This is a genomic window from Microcoleus sp. N9_A2, assembly GCF_036701775.1.
Classification (GTDB): Bacteria; Cyanobacteriota; Cyanobacteriia; order Cyanobacteriales; family Microcoleaceae; genus Microcoleus.
Window position 1 is genome coordinate 27,336 of record NZ_JAUBRH010000045.1, and the last position, 20,485, is coordinate 47,820.

Here is a 20,485-nt window from a genome sequence, read left to right on the forward strand (position 1 = left end):
CAGAGAAACCGGGTTTTTAATTAACGGTAGTAATAAATATCTAATCACTACATATTTATTACTACCTTCAAAAATACCAGTAACATGAATCACATCTGCGGAATGTGGGGTAAAGGATACATAAGTCCTGAAATCATAGCCCTGTTTTACCATCAGTTTGCCTTAAAATCTTCAGTGTGGGGGGTGAAAAAGACTTGTGATAGCCGCAACAGGAATGTTTAGCGTTGCTTGAGGCGACGACGAGCTATTGTCCCTGCGACAAGTGCCAAAAGCGTACCACCTAATGTTAACGGCTCAGGCACAGAGGGAGAGGCAACAGCATATTGTTTTGGATAGTCGAGCTCAAATTCAAAAGAGATAAGACCCAACTCCCACACCACCTCACCCTGCCAAAGAGCCCGCCAAGCTGATTCCCCCAAGCCATAAGACTCTGAAGAAGGGTAATGTAACAAACGGTTAGCAAAAATTGGGCCACTAACTATATATTCATCACAAACAACACAGGGTTTGGGGTAAGTTCCCCCATAGTCGTTATCGCTTCCCAGCAGGAAACCTACAGTCTTGGCAAATGAATAAGCCAAGCTTCCATCATCCCCCCACCAAACTTGGTTCTTCAATTCTGACTCCAAATCACGAAAAGAGCCAGTTTTGTAAGACACATCATAGCTCGTTCCTTCAACTTCAACCGTCACACAGGGTTGAGAGAGGCAAGCAGCAGCGGCTGGCTTAGTCTCAAGGGTGATAGATGCAACAGCTACCAGACTAGAAACAGTCAAAATCGATTTGACTAAACCTAATGGAGCTTTCATGATTTTTCTCGGTAAATTTATTGTTGAACTCTGTTTTTCTAAATTAACCTATTTGATGGGAGGTTGACCTGGGTAAACGCATCTAATTTTTAAATTCCCATATATAGCGTTTGAGGAGAGACAAAAGCGCTACAGGTGGAAAAACCGTTCTCAATAAACACCAATAAAGCCGAGTCCGCAGTGCTAAAACCCCTCGTTATTGACAAGATGCGTTTACCCTGGGAGGTTGACTACGACTACAGATAGGACTTACGCACACAAAAAGTAGTGGCTCTTCTAGACTAACGATGATAAATTAATAGCAAAATGCCAATTTAATAGAACTCTTCTTCTAACCCACATTCCGCAGATAAATTACCATTCCTAATAATTATTTTAATTTTTCTAGCTGTAAGCCTTACAGAGTAAAGATTATACGGATTTTCAACTCCAATTTTTTCTCCAAACTTATTAAAAATTTTTATTAATAAGAAGTCCCACATCTGAGTCAAGATGTCGAAAATCCGTTAAATTACTTGATTTATAAGTCAATGTGCGGAAGGTGGGTTTCAAAAGAATCCCCCACTATAAGTAAATATAATGAGGGAATTCTTTTTTGAACTAAATAAAGTTCAACTCCGAAAGGAGTGGTTTTCTTTGTCAATGTTTGCCCAGGTTTTCATTAGCAACACTTTCCCCTTAACTCCAGAGGTATGTTTAATCACTAACCTCCGTGTTCAACGCTAGAAAACGGCTTACCAAGCCTATACGTTGAAGTGCCTATATATTCCGAAGCACTCGTAGCAACCAAGAGTGTAACGAGCTACTAAGACTAATGACACGCTCCTTAATTTCTTAAGAAGCCCACACTGTAACGGTCTTCCGTTCAGTGCGTGGAGTTGTCACGCTCTCAAATCGCGCCGCTAAAAAAAATGTTTTTACCTATTGACTTAACTTGATTTTCGGGTTATATTTTAAATGATGGTATTGGTAACTCAAATTTTAAAATTTTCACCCATCCCATTATTTTATAATACCCTGTCAAGCCGACGTGTCAAGCTTTTTACTCGAAAAAAAAGGGCAAATTTTAAAAATTTGATTAAAAAATAATCGGAGGGTATTGGTAAACGCGCCCTCCCCGCGCGACAGGATTTGATTGCAGAAAACTCAATCCCATGACTGAAATTGTACAACCCAATGCTGCACAAAAGCTGAAATGCGATCGCGCCGCGTTTCAAAAGTAGCAGCAATCCAGATAAATACAATCCCAAAAGCCAGACCAATCGCCCATTTAATCAGCGGATAATCGAAGATCAGAACCACCAACTGATAGAAAACATTGATTAAAAATACAGCCGTTCCCACAAACAAAAACGCCCGAACTCGCAGCGCCAAACCCGCTGCAATAGCCACCAAACTAAAATATCCCGCAACTAAACCGTGGCTTTGCTGAGTCAAAAGAGGTATCCCGCAAATCAGCGCAGTTGCTAGCATTCGCAGAGTGTGGCGCAGCGGTTTTTCTGCTGGTAATTTGAGAGTGCTATCGAACTGAGTAATGTAAAGCAAAGAAAGTCCTAAAGGAGTAACATAAAACTCTGGCTGAGTCAATCCTATTTGCCAGAACCACCGCAGCATTATCCAGTCAATTATTGCCACACTCACATAGGTAAAACGGGCTTCCTGCCTTTCCCAACCTAGGAAAACATAGAAGGCTGCAGCTATCAGCAAGCTAATCGGATAAAACTTAGCCGGACTTTCCAAAATAGCAACTATTGGAATCAGCGAAGCAATTACCTGCCAAGGTTTTTTTGACCAACCCCAGTTGTCCCAAGGCAAAATGTAAATGAAATAGGCAAATAGAGAAGTGAGGGCAACTTTCCAAGGCTCCAGCGGCCCGGAAATATACTTAACTAAAGGTGTATTGATCCAGTAAAGCCGGAGGCCAAAGGCTTCTAGCCAACCCAAGTAAATCCAAATTTCTGCCCATTGGCGATCGAGATTATTTCGCCCTTGCAAGAAAGCGTATTGAACTAATAAAGCACCAGTGACTAATCCTAAACTTAGGCCGGACTTAATATCATCGGCAGAAGCCCAAATCAGCAGCAAACTGCTCAAAACCCAGTGCAGGTGAGCAAATATTTTTAACTCTGCATTAGTTAAATGTAAATAATTGCTGAGCCAAGGAGATAAAATGCGATAGATATATGTTAAAGTTGTGCCGAGAGTGGCCAGGACAATTAAGCCGTCGCTAAAAGCTCCTCCTGGTGTTTGAAAAAGTTGATAGAGTAGCGATTCGTAAGCAGCAACCGACACGCCAATTAATCCTAAATAAACTAAAGGTTTGAATTCGGGTTCCCGCCTACCAATGCCGATCGCAATTAAAGACGCACCCAACACAGTTAAACCAGTCCAATTGGCAAAAGTTTGCGATCGGAAAGTTAAACCCAATACGCCGTAAGCCAAAGGTATAAAATGAATGCTAGGTAAAATTGTTGGATCGCGGTGGCGGCGCCGCCACACATCGCCCAATAATTGCGTAGACAACCCGATCGCAATATTCGCCACTGCCAAATTAATCGTAGTGCGATCGACAAAACTCAAACCAACTGCTATCAACAACTCCAAACTCCAAGCCAAAGCATAAATTGCCAGAGGGGAAAGTTGGCGTAAACTTCGGAAAATAATCGCAGCCATTATCACCAAAATAGCAGCCAAAACTTCAGTAGAAGGCGGAAAACTCAAGGTACTGCCTGCGTACAGTTCATAGGAATAAAAAGTAATAGTTGTTAACAGTAAACCTGCCAGTAAGATTGCCCACCCATCTAAAGCTCGATCGTAAATTTGAGCTAATTGAGAAGGCTGAGGTAAACGGCTGGAAAAACGAACAACCATGCTGCGAAGCAACCACAGACACAAAAGAGCGATCGCGCCGGCAATTCCCCAATCCCAACCCGACACAAAACCTAATTGATCGATCGCCGCCGCTACGAAACTCAAGCCAAATCCCACTCCAATCACAGCCGCTGGTAGCTCTACTAAATAGTAAGTATTGACCAACATTAATCCGGTTGCCAAGCCCAAAGCAATTAACCGATATCCCGGAAAAGTAAAAATTAGAAATTGTGCGAATATTAAGGCGATCGCGCTAAAGGTACTGGCGACTTTTTTGTGAGGAACCTCAGTATATTTAGCAACAACAGTCAAAGCCAAAGGAGTCGCCAGCCAGAGCAAACTCCACTGAGGGCGATAAGTGGCAGTACCCGCCATTAAATAATTTTGGAGCACGATAAAGCTGAATCCTGCTATTGCCAAGCCCAGATACCAGGAACTTTGGAACCATGCAGGATGCCAGCGGAAAAATGCAGAACTTTCTCGGGAATTTGCCGCTTTCATCCAGACAAAAAATCCCCATTCAGCAGCCATAAAAATTAATAAAATTGCTGACCAAATATTGGGTGGCTGGTTGGGGAAAAATAAGTCAATTGCCGAAGCGATCGCGCCTAAACCCATAATGTGAGTTATGGGAACCAAAATTGCGGGATTTCCCTGTTGTTCAACAGCAGAAGCCTGCCTCGCAACTCGCCGGGAATTCTCGGCACTTAAGTATTTCCAAGTGATCCAACCTAAAATTAAAGTAGAGACTAATAAATTGAGCGATCGCCAAAACGGATTGACTAAACTAATAACAGTTAAAACAATCCCCAAACCGAGAGCAAGGTTTTCGCCAAAACGGGCAAGTTGAAACTTTCGCTGGCGGTAGAGCCATTGGGCCGCAGTTACCATTAAAATTAAATAAGGCAACAGCAAAACACCCCAAAAAGCCCAAGGAGTTTCCTGAGAGTTTGTAAGCTGAGTTAAAAATGCCACAACTTGTGTTTTAATCCCTAAAGGAAGCACTCGCCAAAACAGCCAAATACTCTGAAGTCCCACAGCCTCAAGCATTAGCAAATCAAACTCTTGCCAAAACCGCACTAAACGGTTATAAAAAAACCAAACAGCCAATCCGCTAACTGCGATCGCCTGTAGCGGAATGTCGCGAAAACAAACCAGCCATCCCAAACCCACCAAACCCATTCCCGCTAATTGCCATTTAAAAAAATTGCTGGGATTTTGCGGGTCAGATATATTGTTTTCAAGAGTCCCAGATGCCAGGGGGTGCTGCCAATCTAGCCATGCTAAAAGCACGCCACAAATTCCCAAAGCTAAACCCATTTCAGCGATATTTATATCCTTGACAAATATCGCTCTACCCAGTAAAATTCCTAACGAATAAGCTACTAAAGCCGCTTTTTTGTAAGTCAGAAAATCTCTGCTCAAACTGAAAGCAGCGGGGAATGTTTCAGTAGTTCCCCCGCGTTGGATAGATTGCAATCGTTGTTGGTGAACTTGATAAACTGTAGCAGCAGCAGTTCCCACTGTACCCAAATAAACCGCAGCCAGGGAAAAGCCTCCAAATGCCCAACCCCAGTGCAAATAACTCAATCCCAAGTGATTTAGGGCGATCGAGTGAGTGATGTTTTTTCCTGAAAAGCTTTGATATTGATCTTTGATAATCCGGGCAGTTATCCAAGTCAAAATAAGTGCCGCTGCGATTGCTACCGCCCAATCCCAAGGATACCGCCACAATCCAAAAGTATCCATTGCCCAAAAATTGATCGGCACTAGCAACAGCGTCACTTCTTGCAAAGTTTGGGCAGTCAAGTGCAAATTATGCTGTCTGTTTGCCCAACTGCTAATCGCCCAAAAGGTTAAAGTATAAGCTAATAAAACTCCATATTGTCCGGCGGCAGGAAATCTTTCCCACTGACTGGCAGCTAAGACTCCAGAGGAGACAACTACCATGAACACTCCTAAAAACAACAGCCACACCACGCTAATTTCTGCCATTAACGAGTGCAAAATTTGAGCGATAAAATTAGCGGTGTGAGTAGTTTTTGTGGGCGTAGCAACGCTTTCTCTGCTGCTAGGTAATGCTTGAGGCGTTGATAAGGCAGGTACTTTTGGCTGGTTCCTAGGAGCTCGCGGGCCGTCTATTTCAGAAAGGTCTACAGCGGGAACTCTGAGTGGGCAGACTAAATACTGTCGGCACAATTCCTCAACCTCAGCGGGCGAAAGTAAACCTAGTCGCAGCCACGCATCTAAACCTGTCAACAACTCAGGATGCGAGGCTAAGACGCTCAATTCAATTTTGCTCGATCGATCTTTGGGAGACGACATTGGCTTAAACTTGTACTAAGTACCTTCAAGCTATAGCCTAGATTAATGTCGATCGAACATGGCAACATTCCGCCATCGAAATTGGCACAATAAGTATTTATAACTAAATATCAGTTGCAGCCAGTGTCAACCGATAAAAAAAAATCCCGCTGATGGGCCGAAACCAGCGTACATCAGCGGTGAAAAACTCCAAATTAGGACACAGCAGCGGTTTCCTTACCGATCGACATATTGCAGCAAAGTGTCCACACTAGCATTGTGGTCTATGAAAGAAAACAAATGTTTGAAGAGGAGTTTTCCCTCTGCATCCAAAACAAACTGAGCAGGCAAAGGAGCACCTAAAGCCTGACCGACTTGATAAGCCCGAAAAACTTGACAGCCTGGATCGGACAGCAGAGGCATTTTCAAGCCTAAATCTCTAACCACAATTTGGCTTTGGCGATCGTCGATACTGGCAACCATCAATAATTCTATATTGCGATCGGCAAATTTTTCCCAGTTTTCATTCAAAGCTTTAATGTGAGGAAAACAGAAAGGGCAATATTGCTTTTCAGTAAAAATCCGCGTAAAAGCCAGAACTACCGGCTTATCGCCCCGATAATTTGACAGCCGCACCAATTTGCCATTATTAATATCCGGCAATTCAAAATCTGGCGTCCTCTGTCCCATGTTCAGAACATTAGTCGCCGGAACAGGCAATAAATTTTGGAAAAATCGCTGATTTAACAAGCCGCTAAAATTAGTAGAAGTCAGCATATTTCCTAATTGGGTAATTGCTAATTGCTAAGCTGCTGTGCATCTAATTTGACAGTCAATTTTTCTACAATTCTTGTGGAACGGGCATCCGGCCTGTCTCTTTATTCAATTTAGATGCGTAGCAGCTTAATTGGTAATTAAAAATCCGGTTCAATGAATGCCCCTGTGGGTACGGACACGGCAGCGCCGTGTCCCTACAAATATAATGTGCTTAAACTGCAGCAAAGAATACCTTAGACTTGACCGGATCGGGAGTCATAGTCTTGTCACCGGGCTGCCAGCCGGCGGGACAAACTTCATCGGGATGAGACTGGACGTGTTGGATAGCTTGCAGAGTGCGGAGAGTTTCGTCCACGTTGCGGCCGAAGGCAAGATTGTTGATAGTAGAGTGTTGGATGATGCCTTCTTTGTCGATGATGAACAGACCTCTGAGGGCAATGCCTGCTTCTGGGTCGAGGACGTTGTAGTCGGAACTAATTGTTTTTTTGAGGTCAGCAACCAAGGGATAGTTGAGGTCGCCGACACCGCCTGCTTTGCGGTCTGTTTGTATCCAAGCGAGGTGAGAGAATTCGCTGTCAACGGATACGCCGAGGATTTCGGTATCGATTTTCTTGAAGTCCTCATGGCGATCGCTAAATGCTGTAATCTCAGTCGGGCACACAAAGGTGAAGTCCAAGGGATAGAAGAACAGGACTACATACTTTTTGCCTTTATAGTCTGACAGTTTAACTGTCTTGAATTCCTGATCCACTACGGCTGTTGCTGCGAAATCGGGTGCAGCTTGACCAACCCGGAGGCATTCACTGGTCATAGATTTTGTTTCCTTTTTTACGAACTGTTACAAATATATCATACTCATAACGACTACAAGTATCTTCTCGATCAATCAAAAAAAGACGCTCTCAAATTTGAGAGCGCAGTTTTTTTGATTAAATAATGGCTCAGGCGGGATTTGAACCTGCGACCTTGGGCTTATGAGTCCCCTGCGCTAACCACTGCGCCACTGAGCCAAACCTACTTCACGATTTACTATCATAGCACGGTAGGGCTAGCTATGTCTTGTTTTCAAGAAACACTATTTCTAATGACTTCCAGTAAAAGTTATGAGTTTTGGTAATCATTCAAAACCCATAACTTCTGACCAGTCGTTACCGAGAAGCGCTGGACGCATCGTCGGGCAGAAAAGCCATTGGGTTGATAGCACCCTGTCCGGCGGGATGAATTTCAAAGTGCAAGTGCGGCCCGGTACTGAAGCCAGTGCTGCCCATTTCTGAAATCTGTTCGCCTTGAGTGACTCTCTGACCTTTTTGCACCAAAATTCGGCTGTTGTGGGCATAGACAGTCTCAGTGCCGTCGGGATGGGTAATTTCCACCAGATACCCGTAGCCGCCGTCGTTCCACTGAGCATAGGTAACCACCCCATCTGATGCTGCCACAATTGGCGTGCCGATCGGCCCTGCAATATCAATTCCCTTGTGCATCCGTCCCCACCGCCAGCCGTAGCCAGAAGTAAGAACACCCTTAGACGGCCAAATAAACCCGTTAGCCGACTGTTGTTTGCCGTTAGGCAGATAAGTATCAGGGCTCGAAAGCGGAGGCAGTTCTGGAGAAACCATGCGTCCCAAAGACGGGTTGCTTAGGGGATCGTAACCCTCGGCTCCCAAAGGAGCAGTTGCTACCACAGGCCGCTGCCCAGCAGAGGTCGGCGTCAGGTTGATTGGTTGCAGTTCCGCTGCGCGAGCGGGGTCTAAACGCTCTTGCTGCTGCTTCTGAACCTGCTCAGACCAGGCTCTCGATGGCGGTCTGCTGATTTCATTCTGCACCGCCTCAGTATAGTCGGGGGTGTAGAGATATGGATTGACACTTGGCATATCCTCAGACGGGTTGACCGAGGGCCCGTCAGTTGGAGTCAGGGACACCGCATTGGCGCCGATCGAATTGCGCGAGGCACGATATTCCTCTCGCAGCCTGACAACTTCTGCCCTCAAGCGTTCGGAATAAGGGTTGAGAGCTTCTGCGGTGGGGAGAGCCTCCGAATTCGACTCTGGTAAAGCGCTAGTTGGATCGGCATTTGAAGCCTGGGCGCTAGTATTTGCCACGAAGCTGATCGGCTGCGGGTATGCTCCCGTAGCGATGGCGGTAGCATTTGCACTGGCTGGTCCAGGCAGGGCACTGGTGTCAACTGCACCTGTAAATGTTGGTTCGCCTTGAAGATCCAGCTTCCGTGGATCGCTAATGGTTTGGGAAACTTGAGTCAGCGGAATGCTGTTAATTTGGGGAACCATCGGCGCTGAAATATTGTTCAGACCTTCCAGGTTCTCCAGGGGAGAGACAACAGGCACTGTGGGTGCGGGTGCTGCAACGCCAGCACCGGCTATTTCCGAGGTAGACGAGCTGGGGTTCAAAGATGCGGGAACCGAACTCGCCGCCCAGACAGATGTAGAGTTGGAGGCCGAATAAGAGGCTGCTGCCTGCACCCCTGGATTTTTAAACCCAACTTGGGGAATTTTCAACCGTTGATTAACATTCAGGAAGTTGGGGTTGCCGAGCTTGTTGACGGATATCAGCTCTTTGGGTGATACGCCGTGACCTTTGGCGATTGCATCTAGCGTATCTCCCGGACGCACGCTGTAGAGTACCCCAGCCGGTGCGGCGGTACTTTCTGCAGGGGGGACTAGCACAGTCGAGGGCAAACTGGGTGTTGCCAAAGACAGTTCAATTGACTCGAATGCTCGATCGGGCGATGCTGCTTGACCTCCCCCGGAATTGGGAATTACAGGTGTGGCATTGAGGTCAGGAATAGTTGTCCCAGTTGCATCTCCGGGGGAGGTCAGCGTCGGTGCTGACTCAGGCAAAAATGCCGCAGGTGTAGATAAATTTGCTCCCCCCTCCGACCCGAACATAGTTCGACCCGATTCTGTGGTGCGGTTTTCCTGTTTTTTCAAACTGTCGATCGCCCCGTCTGCATTCGGGATTTCGATCAAACTCTGTTCCGGTACCGTCGTGACCAGCGGGGTCGCTGCGGTTGATGGCAGCGCTGTCATGGCTGCACTATCCAATGGCTCGGAGCCAGTCAGATTTAACTCTTGTTCGGGATTGACCGTCGCTGCGCGATCTAGCGAAGCCGATGTGCTATAGCCGGCGTTCTGTTGTGGTGTGGCTTCCGTCGCAGTCGGAATTCTGAGCTGTTGGCCCACTTGGAGTATGGTATCGGGTTTGATGTCGTTGGCAGTTGCTAGTGCCAACGGTTCAACTTCATAATCCCGAGAAAGCTCCCAAAGGCTTTGCCCCTCCTGCACCTTAACCGTCGCGGGTTCATAAGGTGATCCGGGCTGTTCGGCCCTGGAACCGTCAACTTGTGCCGACGTAGCGGGCCCGTTGGCCGATACTGGCTGTACTTCAGCGGTGGATTCTGATGTCGGTGCGAGTTCAGACGCGCGAGCGCTGTCTCCATTTCTCGGTAGCAGGATGCCAGAAGCACCTACCGATATTGCCAGCCCGATCGTGGCGAGAGAGCGAACTCTGCCTGTGCTGAGCGTTGTCTGTTTGGATGGTTCCGCAGAACCATCTCTGTCGATTTCACTAGCCTGAACAGGCTTAATTTGGGGATATGTTCGTTTCAAAAAAACGACCTCCTACTGAGAAGCGCTAACTGTCCTTGGAAACACTCAAGGGGATCGCATGACGCTGAGTTATCAACAAGCAAAAATATTCTGATTGTTGACAGCTATCATGCTTAGGCCAGATTACCTTGCTTTTTTAATTTAGACAAGCTCAAACCGTCAGAAATTTTAAAATTCTCGGTCAAAACTGCTGCAATTAACCCCACAAGCCTTACACCGCAATAGCTGGAACGAATACATAAAATCTTCGTTCCGGTAAGGCTCTGAACTCTTACCTATTATCCGACTGTAGGCTAATTTCCGGACAGCCTACAACCGTATATTTACTAGATATAGTGTTCTAACCCAAGCTGGTGCTCGCTGACGCCCTAAATCGCTAAAATCCTCAGTTTTTGTTGCTGAATCATCTTGCGAGTAATTTGGTGTTGCTGATAACAATCTGTTTTTGAATGAATAAAATATATTAATCTCGGCTATCTAGATTTTTACTGCTTTGATACAAATTTCTTATATTAACAATGAGATTTGGCGACCTCCGGCAGCTATTAAATATCTATATATTTATGTGTTGATAATGATTTATCCCAGCTCGCCCAACTGTCGTTTAGCCTCAAATAAACCTACAGCGGCGCTGACGGAGAGGTTCAAACTCCTGACTCCAGGCTGGCTCATCGGAATAAAAACTGTGGCGTCGCAGGCATCTAAGACGAATTGGGGAATGCCTACAGTTTCCGAGCCAAACATCAGCCAGTCGCTGGGCTGAAATTGGAATTGGGCGTAATTGCATCGCCCGCCAGTGCTGAATCCGATCGATCGTCCGCCGCGCTGCTGCCGATAGGCCAGAAAAGCCGCTAAGTCTTCATGGCAGTGGAGGTTGACGTAGGGCCAGTAATCTAAGCCGGCCCGTTTCAGGTAGCGATCGCTAATTTCAAACCCCAGCGGGCCCACTAAATGCAGTTCCGTGCCTGTGGCAGCGCAAGTGCGGGCGATATTGCCAGTATTCGGGGGGATTTGCGGGTGAATCAAGACAAGTTGGGGCATGAAGCTAATACAATTTGAGATTTGAGATTTGAGATTTGAGATTGGGGATAATTGATTACACAAGGGTTTGGAGCTTGCTTACCGTTACATTTTTTTGGGGAACCAGTATAACTGAAAGCGCGAGTTTACAGCCATTGGGAAATGTAGAAATCTACCCAAAGGTAGAGATAATTCATAGCTTTTAGTTATATGGTATCCGTCCTCCCATTGATTAAATATTCTGATTTGTTTTTGATTGCCCCCTTTCAAGCAACTAACTGGGCGCACAAGTTGTCTTCTAGCTCCCATTCTTGGTGAGCCATGCCATCAATCCCTTGCAGAATAATACTGCGGGTGTCCAAACCGCGATCGTGAAGTTTCAACCACTGCTGGGCGGTGTTGCCTTCCCGGAGAATCTTTTTGAGTGGCGAGAGAAAGCAACTAAAGCCTCGTTTTTTGGCGAGAGGCCAGACTTCCTGGTAAATTTCCTCAATCCAATCTCGTGCCAAAATCTTTCTGCCATCTTGCCAGTGGATGAGTTCGGCATCCAAACTTTGCCGCGATGCAGCAATTTCGTTGGCGTCTGTGAGGGCAACTAAGTCTTCGTTGCGGGTGGCCGCCGGCAAGGTGCTGAGTTCTAAAGGGTCTAAGCTGGGGTCTTCCATCATCTGCCAAATGCGAGCTTCTAGCAAGGCAGTGATGGCCAACAAAGCCAGAGGATTGACTTCGAGGTCGCAAATTCTCAGTTCGAGGCGGTTGAGACAGTAGGGGCGACGATCGCCATTTGGGCGCACTGCAGACCACAAATGGCGGACGTTTTGCATGGTACCGAGTTCTAGCTGTTCTTCAGTCCACTGAATGTAATGCTTGTGACTTTCAAACAGGGGGACGATGGCGGGAGTTTTGGGAAACAAACCCCACCGAGTGGAATGATAGCCCGTCACTTCGCCGTCGAGGAAGGGGGAAGAGGCGCTCATGGCAAGGTATAGCGGTGCTTCGACGCGGGCGAGGCGGATGGCGCGCATCAGCATTTCTGGTTGGGAGATGCCGATGTTGATGTGAATGCTGGCGGTGACGACTTTGGTGCCGTAGGTTTGCTCGATGTAGGTGTGGTAGGGGTTGTTGGGATCGGATCGGTAAAATCGATCGCTCCCTCCGAGAGACAAGGTACTTCCCGGCAGCAAGGTATAGTCGCCCAATTGTTTTAAATACTCGCGCAGCCGGACTCGTGGCTTGACTAAGGCACACAACAGGCGATCGTAGCTGCACAGCGGGGCGGTCGTGTACTCCACATTGCGGCTATCAGGCTCCCGGACAAATCCCTCTAGATCGGCAACTATGCGATCGGAGAGACCGACAACCTCACCTTCGGGAGTGCCGGTATACATTTCTACTTCAAAGCCTTTTGATAGCAGCACGTTTATTCCTCAGCTAAGTTGAGTGCTAGTTTCTAGTATCCCAAAAATTGACCTGTTCATACTATCTTCCACAAGGCAGAGTTGAAATTTTTCGCGACTGGCACTGAAACCGGGTTTTTCGGCGTCCGCTAATTTGGGGGTTTGTTTCCTAGTTGGCGGCCTGCCACGACAAATACTTCCCTCGCAAAGAGTTTCCGAGGCGGTTTTAGAGTCAGAAAAGCTGTTTGTTCGATCGCGGGCGTGTTTCATTGGGCATTCGGGGCGATCGAACTTATGGTGAATAGAACCCACTCCTGCCTCAGTTCGACATCTGTTGTCTGCCTTGAGGGGGGTTGCCACTGTTCACAAAAATCTACTATCGAGCTTTCTAAAGCTACTCATTAATTGTGCTAAACTCCTTACATGAGTAAGTTAACTGGATCTGATGTACGCCATCAAACTTGAATTAAAACTCAATAATCGGGAACGTACCTTGATGGCGCGACATTCTGGCTATGCGAAATTTTGCTACAATTACGCATTGGCTCTTTATCAAGGAGTTAAATATCTCCAAGGTAGTAGTGGCAAAAAAGTAGCAGCGATTGAACGAGTTTTCACCAACCACGTTAAGAAATTACCAGAATATCAGTGGACTAATACTCTGTCTTCCAGAGTTGATAAAACCACATTTCGGAATTTCGGTCAAGCACTATCGCGACACTTTCAAGGATTAGGAAACTTTCCCAAGTTCAAACGCAAAAAAGATGGCGACTCTTTTACAGTAGATGCTGCTGACTGGAATCATGCAATTTTACTCAAACCGCACAAGTCAATAAAAATTCCCACATTGGGGACTTTTAGACTCAAGGAATCCATCTCATTTCCTTGTATGGCACAGACATTTACCATCTCGCGCACCGCCGATAAATGGTATGTTTCCTTTGCTATCAAATCCCAAAAGATTCCACCTTTGTCTCACCCCATTGTGGCAAGGGTAGGTATTGACTTGGGTGTGTCAACTTTTGCTACTCTTTCCGATGGCAATTGTTACGAATCTCCCCGTCCGCTCAAAACAGCGAAAACCAAGCTGAGCAAAGAACAGTGGAGAAATCGCCACAAGCAATTGGGTAATAGCAGATTGGGTGTGAAAGCATCCAATAATGCCCACAAGCATTATCGTATAATTCCCAAAATCCATGCTAAGATTGCCAATCAACGTCGAGACTTTTTGCAGAAAACTACCACAGAAACTAGCCGAGAATATGCCCAGATTTGCATCGAAGATTTGAATGTGAGCGGGATGATAGCCAACCATAAATTAGCGGCTGCTATTTCAGATTGTGGCTTTTATGAATTTCGGCGTGAGTTGGAATATAAGTCGGTTATGTACGGCACGACAATTGAATTAGTTGACCGATGGTATCCGTCATCAAAGACTTGTTCAAGTTGCGGTCATATTCAGTCAATGCCACTGAAAGAGCGAGTTTTTGAGTGTCAGAATTGCGGTATAGCAATTAATCGCGCCATTCAAGTCGCGATTAATTTAGCTCGTCAATCTGGTATTAAGCTGTCGCGCATTTAAATTGTATATTTAGAGCGGGCGGGACGCCCAACCCACAAGAGTTTGATTGTTTTTTAACACCCAATTTAAGTGCAGAACAGCTTAGTAAGACCAGTTCGGTCTGAAGTTACGCCTGTGGACAAGTAGGAGCCGACTCCCTTGGTGGAAGCAGGAAGTGAACATTAAATCTGCCATGAGTAGGTTTAAGTAGGTTTCATAGAACGGATAGCCGCAGAGATATCTTGGGTGCGATTCTAAAAGAGGACTCTGCAATATTTTTGAGCTATTATTAACTCGTGAGAACTCCTGTGAAAGAGCAAGAAAGAACCCCTCCCAATTTTTGGAATATGCTAAGCAATTTAGCCTTAGTCCGGTTTTTGCTTTTATTTGCTTCTGGTTGGGCTGGACTGCAACTTTTAGCTTACTTTGAAACAGCAGTCGCGGTTTTCACCATTGCTGCACTCGTGGCTTTTTTGCTCAACTATCCGGTGCGAACTCTCCAAAGATTTTTACCGCGAAGTTTAGCTGTCGCCTTGATTGTCTTGCTCACCATTTTAGTTTTTGGCGGTCTCACCGTCACTGTAGGCGTCACTCTTTTATCTCAAGGACAGCAATTAATTGACAGCATGACTGAATTTGTGAATGCTCTGGCGCCTCTGTCCGAGCGCATCGAAGCATTCCTGCGGGCGAGAAACCTGCAAGTTAACCTGCGAGTTATTGAGGAACAACTGCGAAATCAAGCTTTGGCGGGAGTTGTGTCGAGTATTGCTTTTTTACAAGTATTTTTAACCAATTTATTGAATTTAATATTAATTATGGTGGTGGCTTCTTTCATGTTACTTGATGGAGAGAGGCTGTGGCTGTTAGTTCTCAAATTTATACCTCGACACCTGCACAGGCGTTTAAGTGTAACAATAGAGAAAAACTTTTTAGGATTTTTTCAGGCACAAATCCTGTTAATGTTATTTTTGACAACAGCAAGTTTTTTAATTTTTCTGCTGTTAGATGTGAAATTTCCCTTGATTTTAGCCTTTATTATCGGATTGTTTGATTTAGTTCCGGGCATCGGAGCGACGCTGGGAATTAGCTTAGTGTGTTTTATTGTATTGTCTCAAAATGTGTGGCTATCTTTAAAAGTATTGGCAGCCTGCATTGTTTTGCAGCAAATTCAAGACAACTTTATTCATCCGAGACTGATGCAAAATTCCCTTAACCTCAATCCGGTAGTGGTATTTTTTGCACTGTTAGTCGGAGCAAGATCAGCAGGACTTTTAGGTATATTTCTGGCGATTCCGCTAGCGGGAGTGATAGTTAGCTGGTTTGACATTGAAGAAATGCAAGCGGAAGGTTAATTGATACAGCCATCCTATTTTATATCAAATCCGGCTGAAAAATTCGGTTTTAACTTACCGACTACAAGTCCCATGTTTCAAAAACTCTCCTGTACCCAACGCCAAACTAAAAGTAAAGAGAAAAAAGCAACGTAGGGTACAAATTACTACCTAAAGTCAATGAATAAATTGCAAGTCAGTAGGAAATCTTTCTTCTTCTGGTTCTGGATCATAAATGTAATCGCAGTCAAAACGCAGAGCTTGAGAGTGGCGGCTGATAGAAAATCCGCAATTACTCACCATTTCTGTAGTAAAAGTTGCCATGACTAACTCAATGAGCCTTCTGTAGGAAATGTTAGGTAGTTGAACGTAATAGGTGCGTCTGGCAAAAAAAATTCTCTCGTCTTTCGGTAGAATTATGCCATTAATTCTGTGTGCGTGTTGAATCGGCTTGATATAGGTTTCAATAAACTGGGACTGATTTTTTTGCAGTCTCGCTAATCTTTCGTGTTGCAACCAGCTCATTTGAAACGCAATTTTAATAAATTCAAAGCCCAAAATGTAGTTAAAAACATTATTGCGTTCTTCTGTACTCAAGACGAAGCGGAGTGCAGATTCTAAATATTGGTCTGTTTCTCGGCGCGATTGTTGAGCTGAGTGGATATAAAATTGTTTGATGTAGCTTCTTAAATCTGATTCGTTTAATTCTTTTTTGACTCTAAATCTGATTAAATACTCTTTGACTCGCTGTAGAGTATCTACATCTTCAAACATTTTTGATACTAAACCGTCGGCTGTATAATTATCTAAAAATTCGGCTTGCAAGTCGGGAGTAGATGCACACAATATGTAGCAGAGGGACAAGACATAACGCCGTTGGTTCCAAGGCAAGCTTTGAGCCCAATCTTTAACTTCTACAGGGAGTTTTTGGAGCACGGTATCTGTGTGGGGGAGTTGAGCAAGGTCGGCATATTTATGTTTTTGTTGAATCATTGCCTGAAACCTTATATTAGTAAGTATACAGAGCAGTAGATCGCAGATGATAGGAGAGGGGAGCTGCGAGGGAGGGCTGCAAGTTATTCTGTCTTATTTTATTGCCATCTATCTAAATATACATTCTGTAGGGAACAGAGGGCGTGATCTGTCTCACACTTTTGCGAATTTTCAATCACAAATGCTAGCCCTTCGCATCACATTTGGGGGCGGCGAGTGTCACGGATAAAACTTATTCACGTCACCGGAGCAACAGCGGGTTTCGTTGAGGATTAAGTCGGGTGATTCATAAGTTTTTGTTAGTAAGGATTACTGAGACAAATCATGAATTTTACTACAAGTATTTTCCCGGAAAATCAGTGCCAAGACTTAACTTTTCGCGTTCGCCTCGTGCAACCAGTGCGACAGTGGCTCGATAGCATTGCAGTGGGAGAGCCACCAGTAACTCAGTGGTGTGCCAACTTATACCCTCCGGGTATCATTGTGAGAGAGATATCTAGTTATTGGGACACCATCTTTTCTACATACCGCCTATATGCAAGCTTAATCATGTGTATGAGGAATTAGTGGGGTTGCGTTTTCGATTGCTCTCGTTTTTGGCTGACGTATGCGGGGAAGATGTAACGCCGTACTGTTGATTGAGGGGTCTCATACCTCGATCGCCCATTGATATCAATTATTTATGGGGTCTGCGCTCTGGTAGTTGCGAGAGCCATAATTTAAGCCATAATTGTTGATAATATCAATGGATGCCTCTCGATAGGAGTGGGTATCCATCGTGGCGCTTAAGCCAAAAATACATCTAACGGTAGCAGCAAAAACAATAACTATAAAAATAATTTAATAATCTACGTGGGATCAGGGAAGTGAATATGTTTAACGCAACTGAGCTGCTGATTAAGGCTTTTGTCAATCACCTGATTGAAGGCTACTGCCACACTTACGGCGGGTTTAAATCTGACTATGGCGAGATTATTGCTTGGGTGGCGAGTATGGCTTTAGAAAATATTGCTAATAGCGATGCTCTTTACCATAATGTCGAACACACTATTTTAGTAACCTTGGTGGGACAAGCAATTCTGGGTGGGAAGCACATCCGCGAAGGGGGTGTTTCCTGCGAAGATTGGCTGCACTTCCACATTGCTTTGCTATGTCACGATATCGGGTATGTTAAAGGTGTTTGCAGGCAAGATAGAACAGATTTGGGACTGTATGCGACGGGAATAGGCGACCTGAAATTAACGCTGCCTCCGGGGGCGACGGATGCTAGTTTGATGCCTTATCATGTCGATCGTGGAAAAATGTTTATTGACGAGCGTTTTGGCGGTCACAAACTGATTGATGCTGAGCTGGTTAAGCGTAATATTGAGCTAACTCGTTTCCCAGTTCCTGCAGATGAAGATTATCAAGATACTGTCAATTATCCAGGTTTAGTTCGCGCTGCTGATTTAATTGGTCAGTTGAGTGATCCACGATATTTGCAAAAGATTGCGGCGCTGTTTTATGAGTTTGAGGAGACTGGGCAAAATCTGGTTTTGGGCTATCAGAATCCGGGGGAGTTGCGGGATGGTTATCCGAAGTTTTATTGGAATGTGGTTTATCGATATGTGAAGGATGCGATCGGCTATTTGGAACTGACGCAGCAGGGGAAACAAGTTGTTGCTAATTTGAGCGCGAATGTGTTCCGGGTGGAGCATTCTCAGGTGCCAGAGTCGGCGGTGACTGTAGTTAGCTAGGGTTGGGGTGGATGTCAGGGCGATCGTTCTTTTTTGAGATAAGTAGGTCGCTCTAATTAAACGTAAAATGCTCTTCTTTTAAAGCGCCGCAGCGCTTAAATAAGTCGTGGTTCTGGGTATTCTGTTTTTTTACCGGGGCTTCCTTGAATCAGAAATTCCCCCTGGAAATATACTTACACAGGCTCAAAAGCCTCTCATCACAAAGGTTTCAATTGTTGAGTAAAAAAATGTGTACCCATGTAGATGATTGATATCTGTTTGTGATCGGCAATTATATTGAATCGGGCGATCGCCCACTAGAGCGTCTGATTATCAAGTTTGATTAAATCTTAGCAACTAAAGTTAGCAAGTTATTCTACACTAACTTTGTCAGCAGTTTACCAGAGTAGTGAAATGTCCCCTTGGGTAAAAGATCCACATTCAGGAGGAGTGAAAATCCCTCCCGCAGTTCAAGAACGGGTGAAGCAGCGTATTCTAGATTATGCTGCTGCTAACTACGCTGGTAAGTACACTCGCCTAGGCATCCGCTTTCGCAGTCAGTTTTGTTACATTGATGCCTATACAGAACCTGAGATACCCCTAGATTTTCCGAGCAAAGAGCTTGGCATATCTCGTGAAGAATATTTAGCACGAAGGCGAAATACCCCCCTTCAACTGTGTCGGCTGCGTTACTTTAGTGATGAAGAAGCTTGGACTCTGGGGTTTTACGCCTATAGCAGTGAAAAATACGAGCCTTGTATGTTCAGAAATGGCAGTTTCTACGGTACGCCTGAAGAAGCCTTTAAGATCTCTTCTATGTACTTGCAATAACCCAAAATGAGCGAATATCAATATTACGAGTTTCAAAGCGTCGATCGACGTTTGACTCAATCCGAACAAGAAGCACTCAGCCAACTCTCTAGTCGCGCGCAAATCAGCTCTAGTAGAGCTATTTTTGTCTATAGCTATGGAGACTTACCGGGCCAAGAAAAACAATTATTAATCAAATATTTCGATGCTATGTTTTACATAGCTAATTGGGGATCGTTACAGCTAATGTTTCGTTTCCCCAAAGGTTTGATTGATATCGAACTGATGCGGCAATATTGCGTTGAAGATATAGTTGAGGTTTCGGAAATTAATAATTTTGTCATTTTAGAGATTTCTATTAACGAGGAAGAAGGTTTTGATGGGTGGATAGAGGGAGAAGGAAATTTATCGTCTTTGATAGGTTTGCGCCAGGAAATTTTGCAGGGAGATTATCGTTTACTTTATTTGGCTTGGCTGAAAGGGATTACCTATCTTGATGAATTCGACGACGACGAAGATGAAGATGAGCGAGATGATGATGATGAAAATGATGATGATGAAAATGATGATAAAGAAGGACTAGAGCCACCTGTTCCTCCTAATTTCGGTAAGTTATCTTCATCGTTACAGGCTTTTATCGATATTTTTGAAGTGGATGAGCATCTACTGAAAGCTGCAATCAGTGCGAGTGTTACTAAACCTTCAATTCCCGAAAGTAGCATCACAGAAGCTATCAAAAAACTTGATCGTTCTGAAGTTGATAGTTTTTTACTGCGGTTACTCAAAGGAGAATCTAATCTCTCTATTGAATTGCGTAACAAATTATCAGCAATGATAGAAATTAAGCAAGATCAGAATCCCGGTAAACGAACAATTCGTCAGCTTTTAGCAAGCGCAGAAAAGGAAGAAAAACAAGAAGACGAAACAAGAGAAAAGGAAGCTAAAGCTGCACGAATCAGAGAATTAGAAGCTTTGGCCAAGCGAAAAACGGCTGCTTGGGAAGATATAGACGCTCTTATTCAAAAAGGAACTTCTAGCTCTTATGATGAAGTAGTGATTTTACTTTTAAAACTCCAAGATTTAGCGGAGTATCAAAACCAAACAGTTGAATTTTTCACACTGGTTCAACAACTGCATAATAAATATAGCAGTCGCTCTGCATTGAAAAGACGTTTGCTTAAAACGAATTTATTATAATCGAATATGCTGGCGATAGCGGTTTGTATAGCCCGGAGATCCCCCTAAATCCCCCTTAAAAAGGGGGACTTTGATGC

General features: G+C 44.8%; 15 protein-coding genes and 1 tRNA gene. 7 read left to right on the forward strand and 9 right to left on the reverse strand.

The annotated features are described in order from the left end of the window. Positions 1 to 218: 218 nt before the first annotated feature. The 8 genes from QUA44_RS21895 to gshA form a co-directional block, all read right to left on the reverse strand. Complete coding sequence (locus tag QUA44_RS21895) at positions 219 to 809, reverse strand: PEP-CTERM sorting domain-containing protein (RefSeq protein WP_333254025.1); 591 nt, start codon at positions 807 to 809, stop codon at positions 219 to 221. Between the two features lie 1,146 nt (positions 810 to 1,955). After that, positions 1,956 to 6,005, reverse strand: a complete 4,050-nt coding sequence (locus QUA44_RS21900) for a hypothetical protein (protein ID WP_333254027.1) — start codon at positions 6,003 to 6,005, stop codon at positions 1,956 to 1,958. Between the two features lie 216 nt (positions 6,006 to 6,221). Beyond that, a complete protein-coding gene (locus QUA44_RS21905; protein ID WP_333254030.1) occupies positions 6,222 to 6,761 on the reverse strand; it encodes a redoxin domain-containing protein in 540 nt (179 codons plus the stop codon). Between the two features lie 211 nt (positions 6,762 to 6,972). After that, positions 6,973 to 7,572 carry a peroxiredoxin gene (locus QUA44_RS21910; RefSeq protein WP_333254032.1) on the reverse strand — a complete coding sequence of 200 codons (600 nt, stop codon included), beginning with the start codon at positions 7,570 to 7,572 and terminating at the stop codon, positions 6,973 to 6,975. Between the two features lie 126 nt (positions 7,573 to 7,698). After that, positions 7,699 to 7,771, reverse strand: a tRNA-Met gene (locus QUA44_RS21915). A gap of 138 nt (positions 7,772 to 7,909) precedes the next feature. Beyond that, positions 7,910 to 10,384: a peptidoglycan DD-metalloendopeptidase family protein gene (locus QUA44_RS21920; RefSeq protein ID WP_333254034.1), complete on the reverse strand. Its 2,475-nt coding sequence runs from the start codon at positions 10,382 to 10,384 to the stop codon at positions 7,910 to 7,912. 579 nt (positions 10,385 to 10,963) lie between these two features. Continuing rightward, a complete protein-coding gene (locus tag QUA44_RS21925; RefSeq protein ID WP_333068971.1) occupies positions 10,964 to 11,425 on the reverse strand; it encodes a tRNA (cytidine(34)-2'-O)-methyltransferase in 462 nt (153 codons plus the stop codon). Positions 11,426 to 11,670: 245 nt separating this feature from the next. After that, a complete protein-coding gene (gene gshA, locus QUA44_RS21930) occupies positions 11,671 to 12,822 on the reverse strand; it encodes a glutamate--cysteine ligase (RefSeq protein WP_333254036.1) in 1,152 nt (383 codons plus the stop codon). Between the two features lie 424 nt (positions 12,823 to 13,246). On the opposite strand from gshA, the gene QUA44_RS21935 reads away from it, so the two are divergent. Further along, positions 13,247 to 14,383, forward strand: a complete 1,137-nt coding sequence (locus tag QUA44_RS21935; protein ID WP_333254040.1) for an RNA-guided endonuclease TnpB family protein — start codon at positions 13,247 to 13,249, stop codon at positions 14,381 to 14,383. 287 nt (positions 14,384 to 14,670) lie between these two features. Beyond that, entirely contained in the window at positions 14,671 to 15,714 is a 1,044-nt protein-coding gene (locus QUA44_RS21940) for an AI-2E family transporter (protein WP_333254042.1), read from the forward strand. Positions 15,715 to 15,870: 156 nt separating this feature from the next. On the opposite strand, the gene QUA44_RS21945 is transcribed toward QUA44_RS21940, so the two are convergent. Next, positions 15,871 to 16,686, reverse strand: a complete 816-nt coding sequence (locus tag QUA44_RS21945; protein WP_333254044.1) for a cobyrinic acid a,c-diamide synthase — start codon at positions 16,684 to 16,686, stop codon at positions 15,871 to 15,873. A gap of 324 nt (positions 16,687 to 17,010) precedes the next feature. Between QUA44_RS21945 and QUA44_RS21950 the strand changes: the two genes are divergently transcribed. The 5 genes from QUA44_RS21950 to QUA44_RS21970 all read left to right on the forward strand — a co-directional run bounded on the left by QUA44_RS21950 (position 17,011) and on the right by QUA44_RS21970 (position 20,408). Next, positions 17,011 to 17,253, forward strand: a complete 243-nt coding sequence (locus tag QUA44_RS21950; RefSeq protein ID WP_333254069.1) for a hypothetical protein — start codon at positions 17,011 to 17,013, stop codon at positions 17,251 to 17,253. Further along, positions 17,238 to 17,324: a Mo-dependent nitrogenase C-terminal domain-containing protein gene (locus tag QUA44_RS21955; protein WP_333254065.1), complete on the forward strand. Its 87-nt coding sequence runs from the start codon at positions 17,238 to 17,240 to the stop codon at positions 17,322 to 17,324. The genes QUA44_RS21950 and QUA44_RS21955 overlap by 16 nt, the downstream gene beginning before the upstream one ends. A 234-nt stretch (positions 17,325 to 17,558) precedes the next feature. Continuing rightward, complete coding sequence (locus QUA44_RS21960; RefSeq protein WP_333254047.1) at positions 17,559 to 18,422, forward strand: Npun_R2479 family HD domain-containing metalloprotein; 864 nt, start codon at positions 17,559 to 17,561, stop codon at positions 18,420 to 18,422. A gap of 393 nt (positions 18,423 to 18,815) precedes the next feature. Then, positions 18,816 to 19,232 carry a hypothetical protein gene (locus tag QUA44_RS21965; protein WP_333276713.1) on the forward strand — a complete coding sequence of 139 codons (417 nt, stop codon included), beginning with the start codon at positions 18,816 to 18,818 and terminating at the stop codon, positions 19,230 to 19,232. Positions 19,233 to 19,238: 6 nt separating this feature from the next. Continuing rightward, positions 19,239 to 20,408, forward strand: a complete 1,170-nt coding sequence (locus QUA44_RS21970; protein WP_333254051.1) for a hypothetical protein — start codon at positions 19,239 to 19,241, stop codon at positions 20,406 to 20,408. Positions 20,409 to 20,485: the final 77 nt, after the last annotated feature.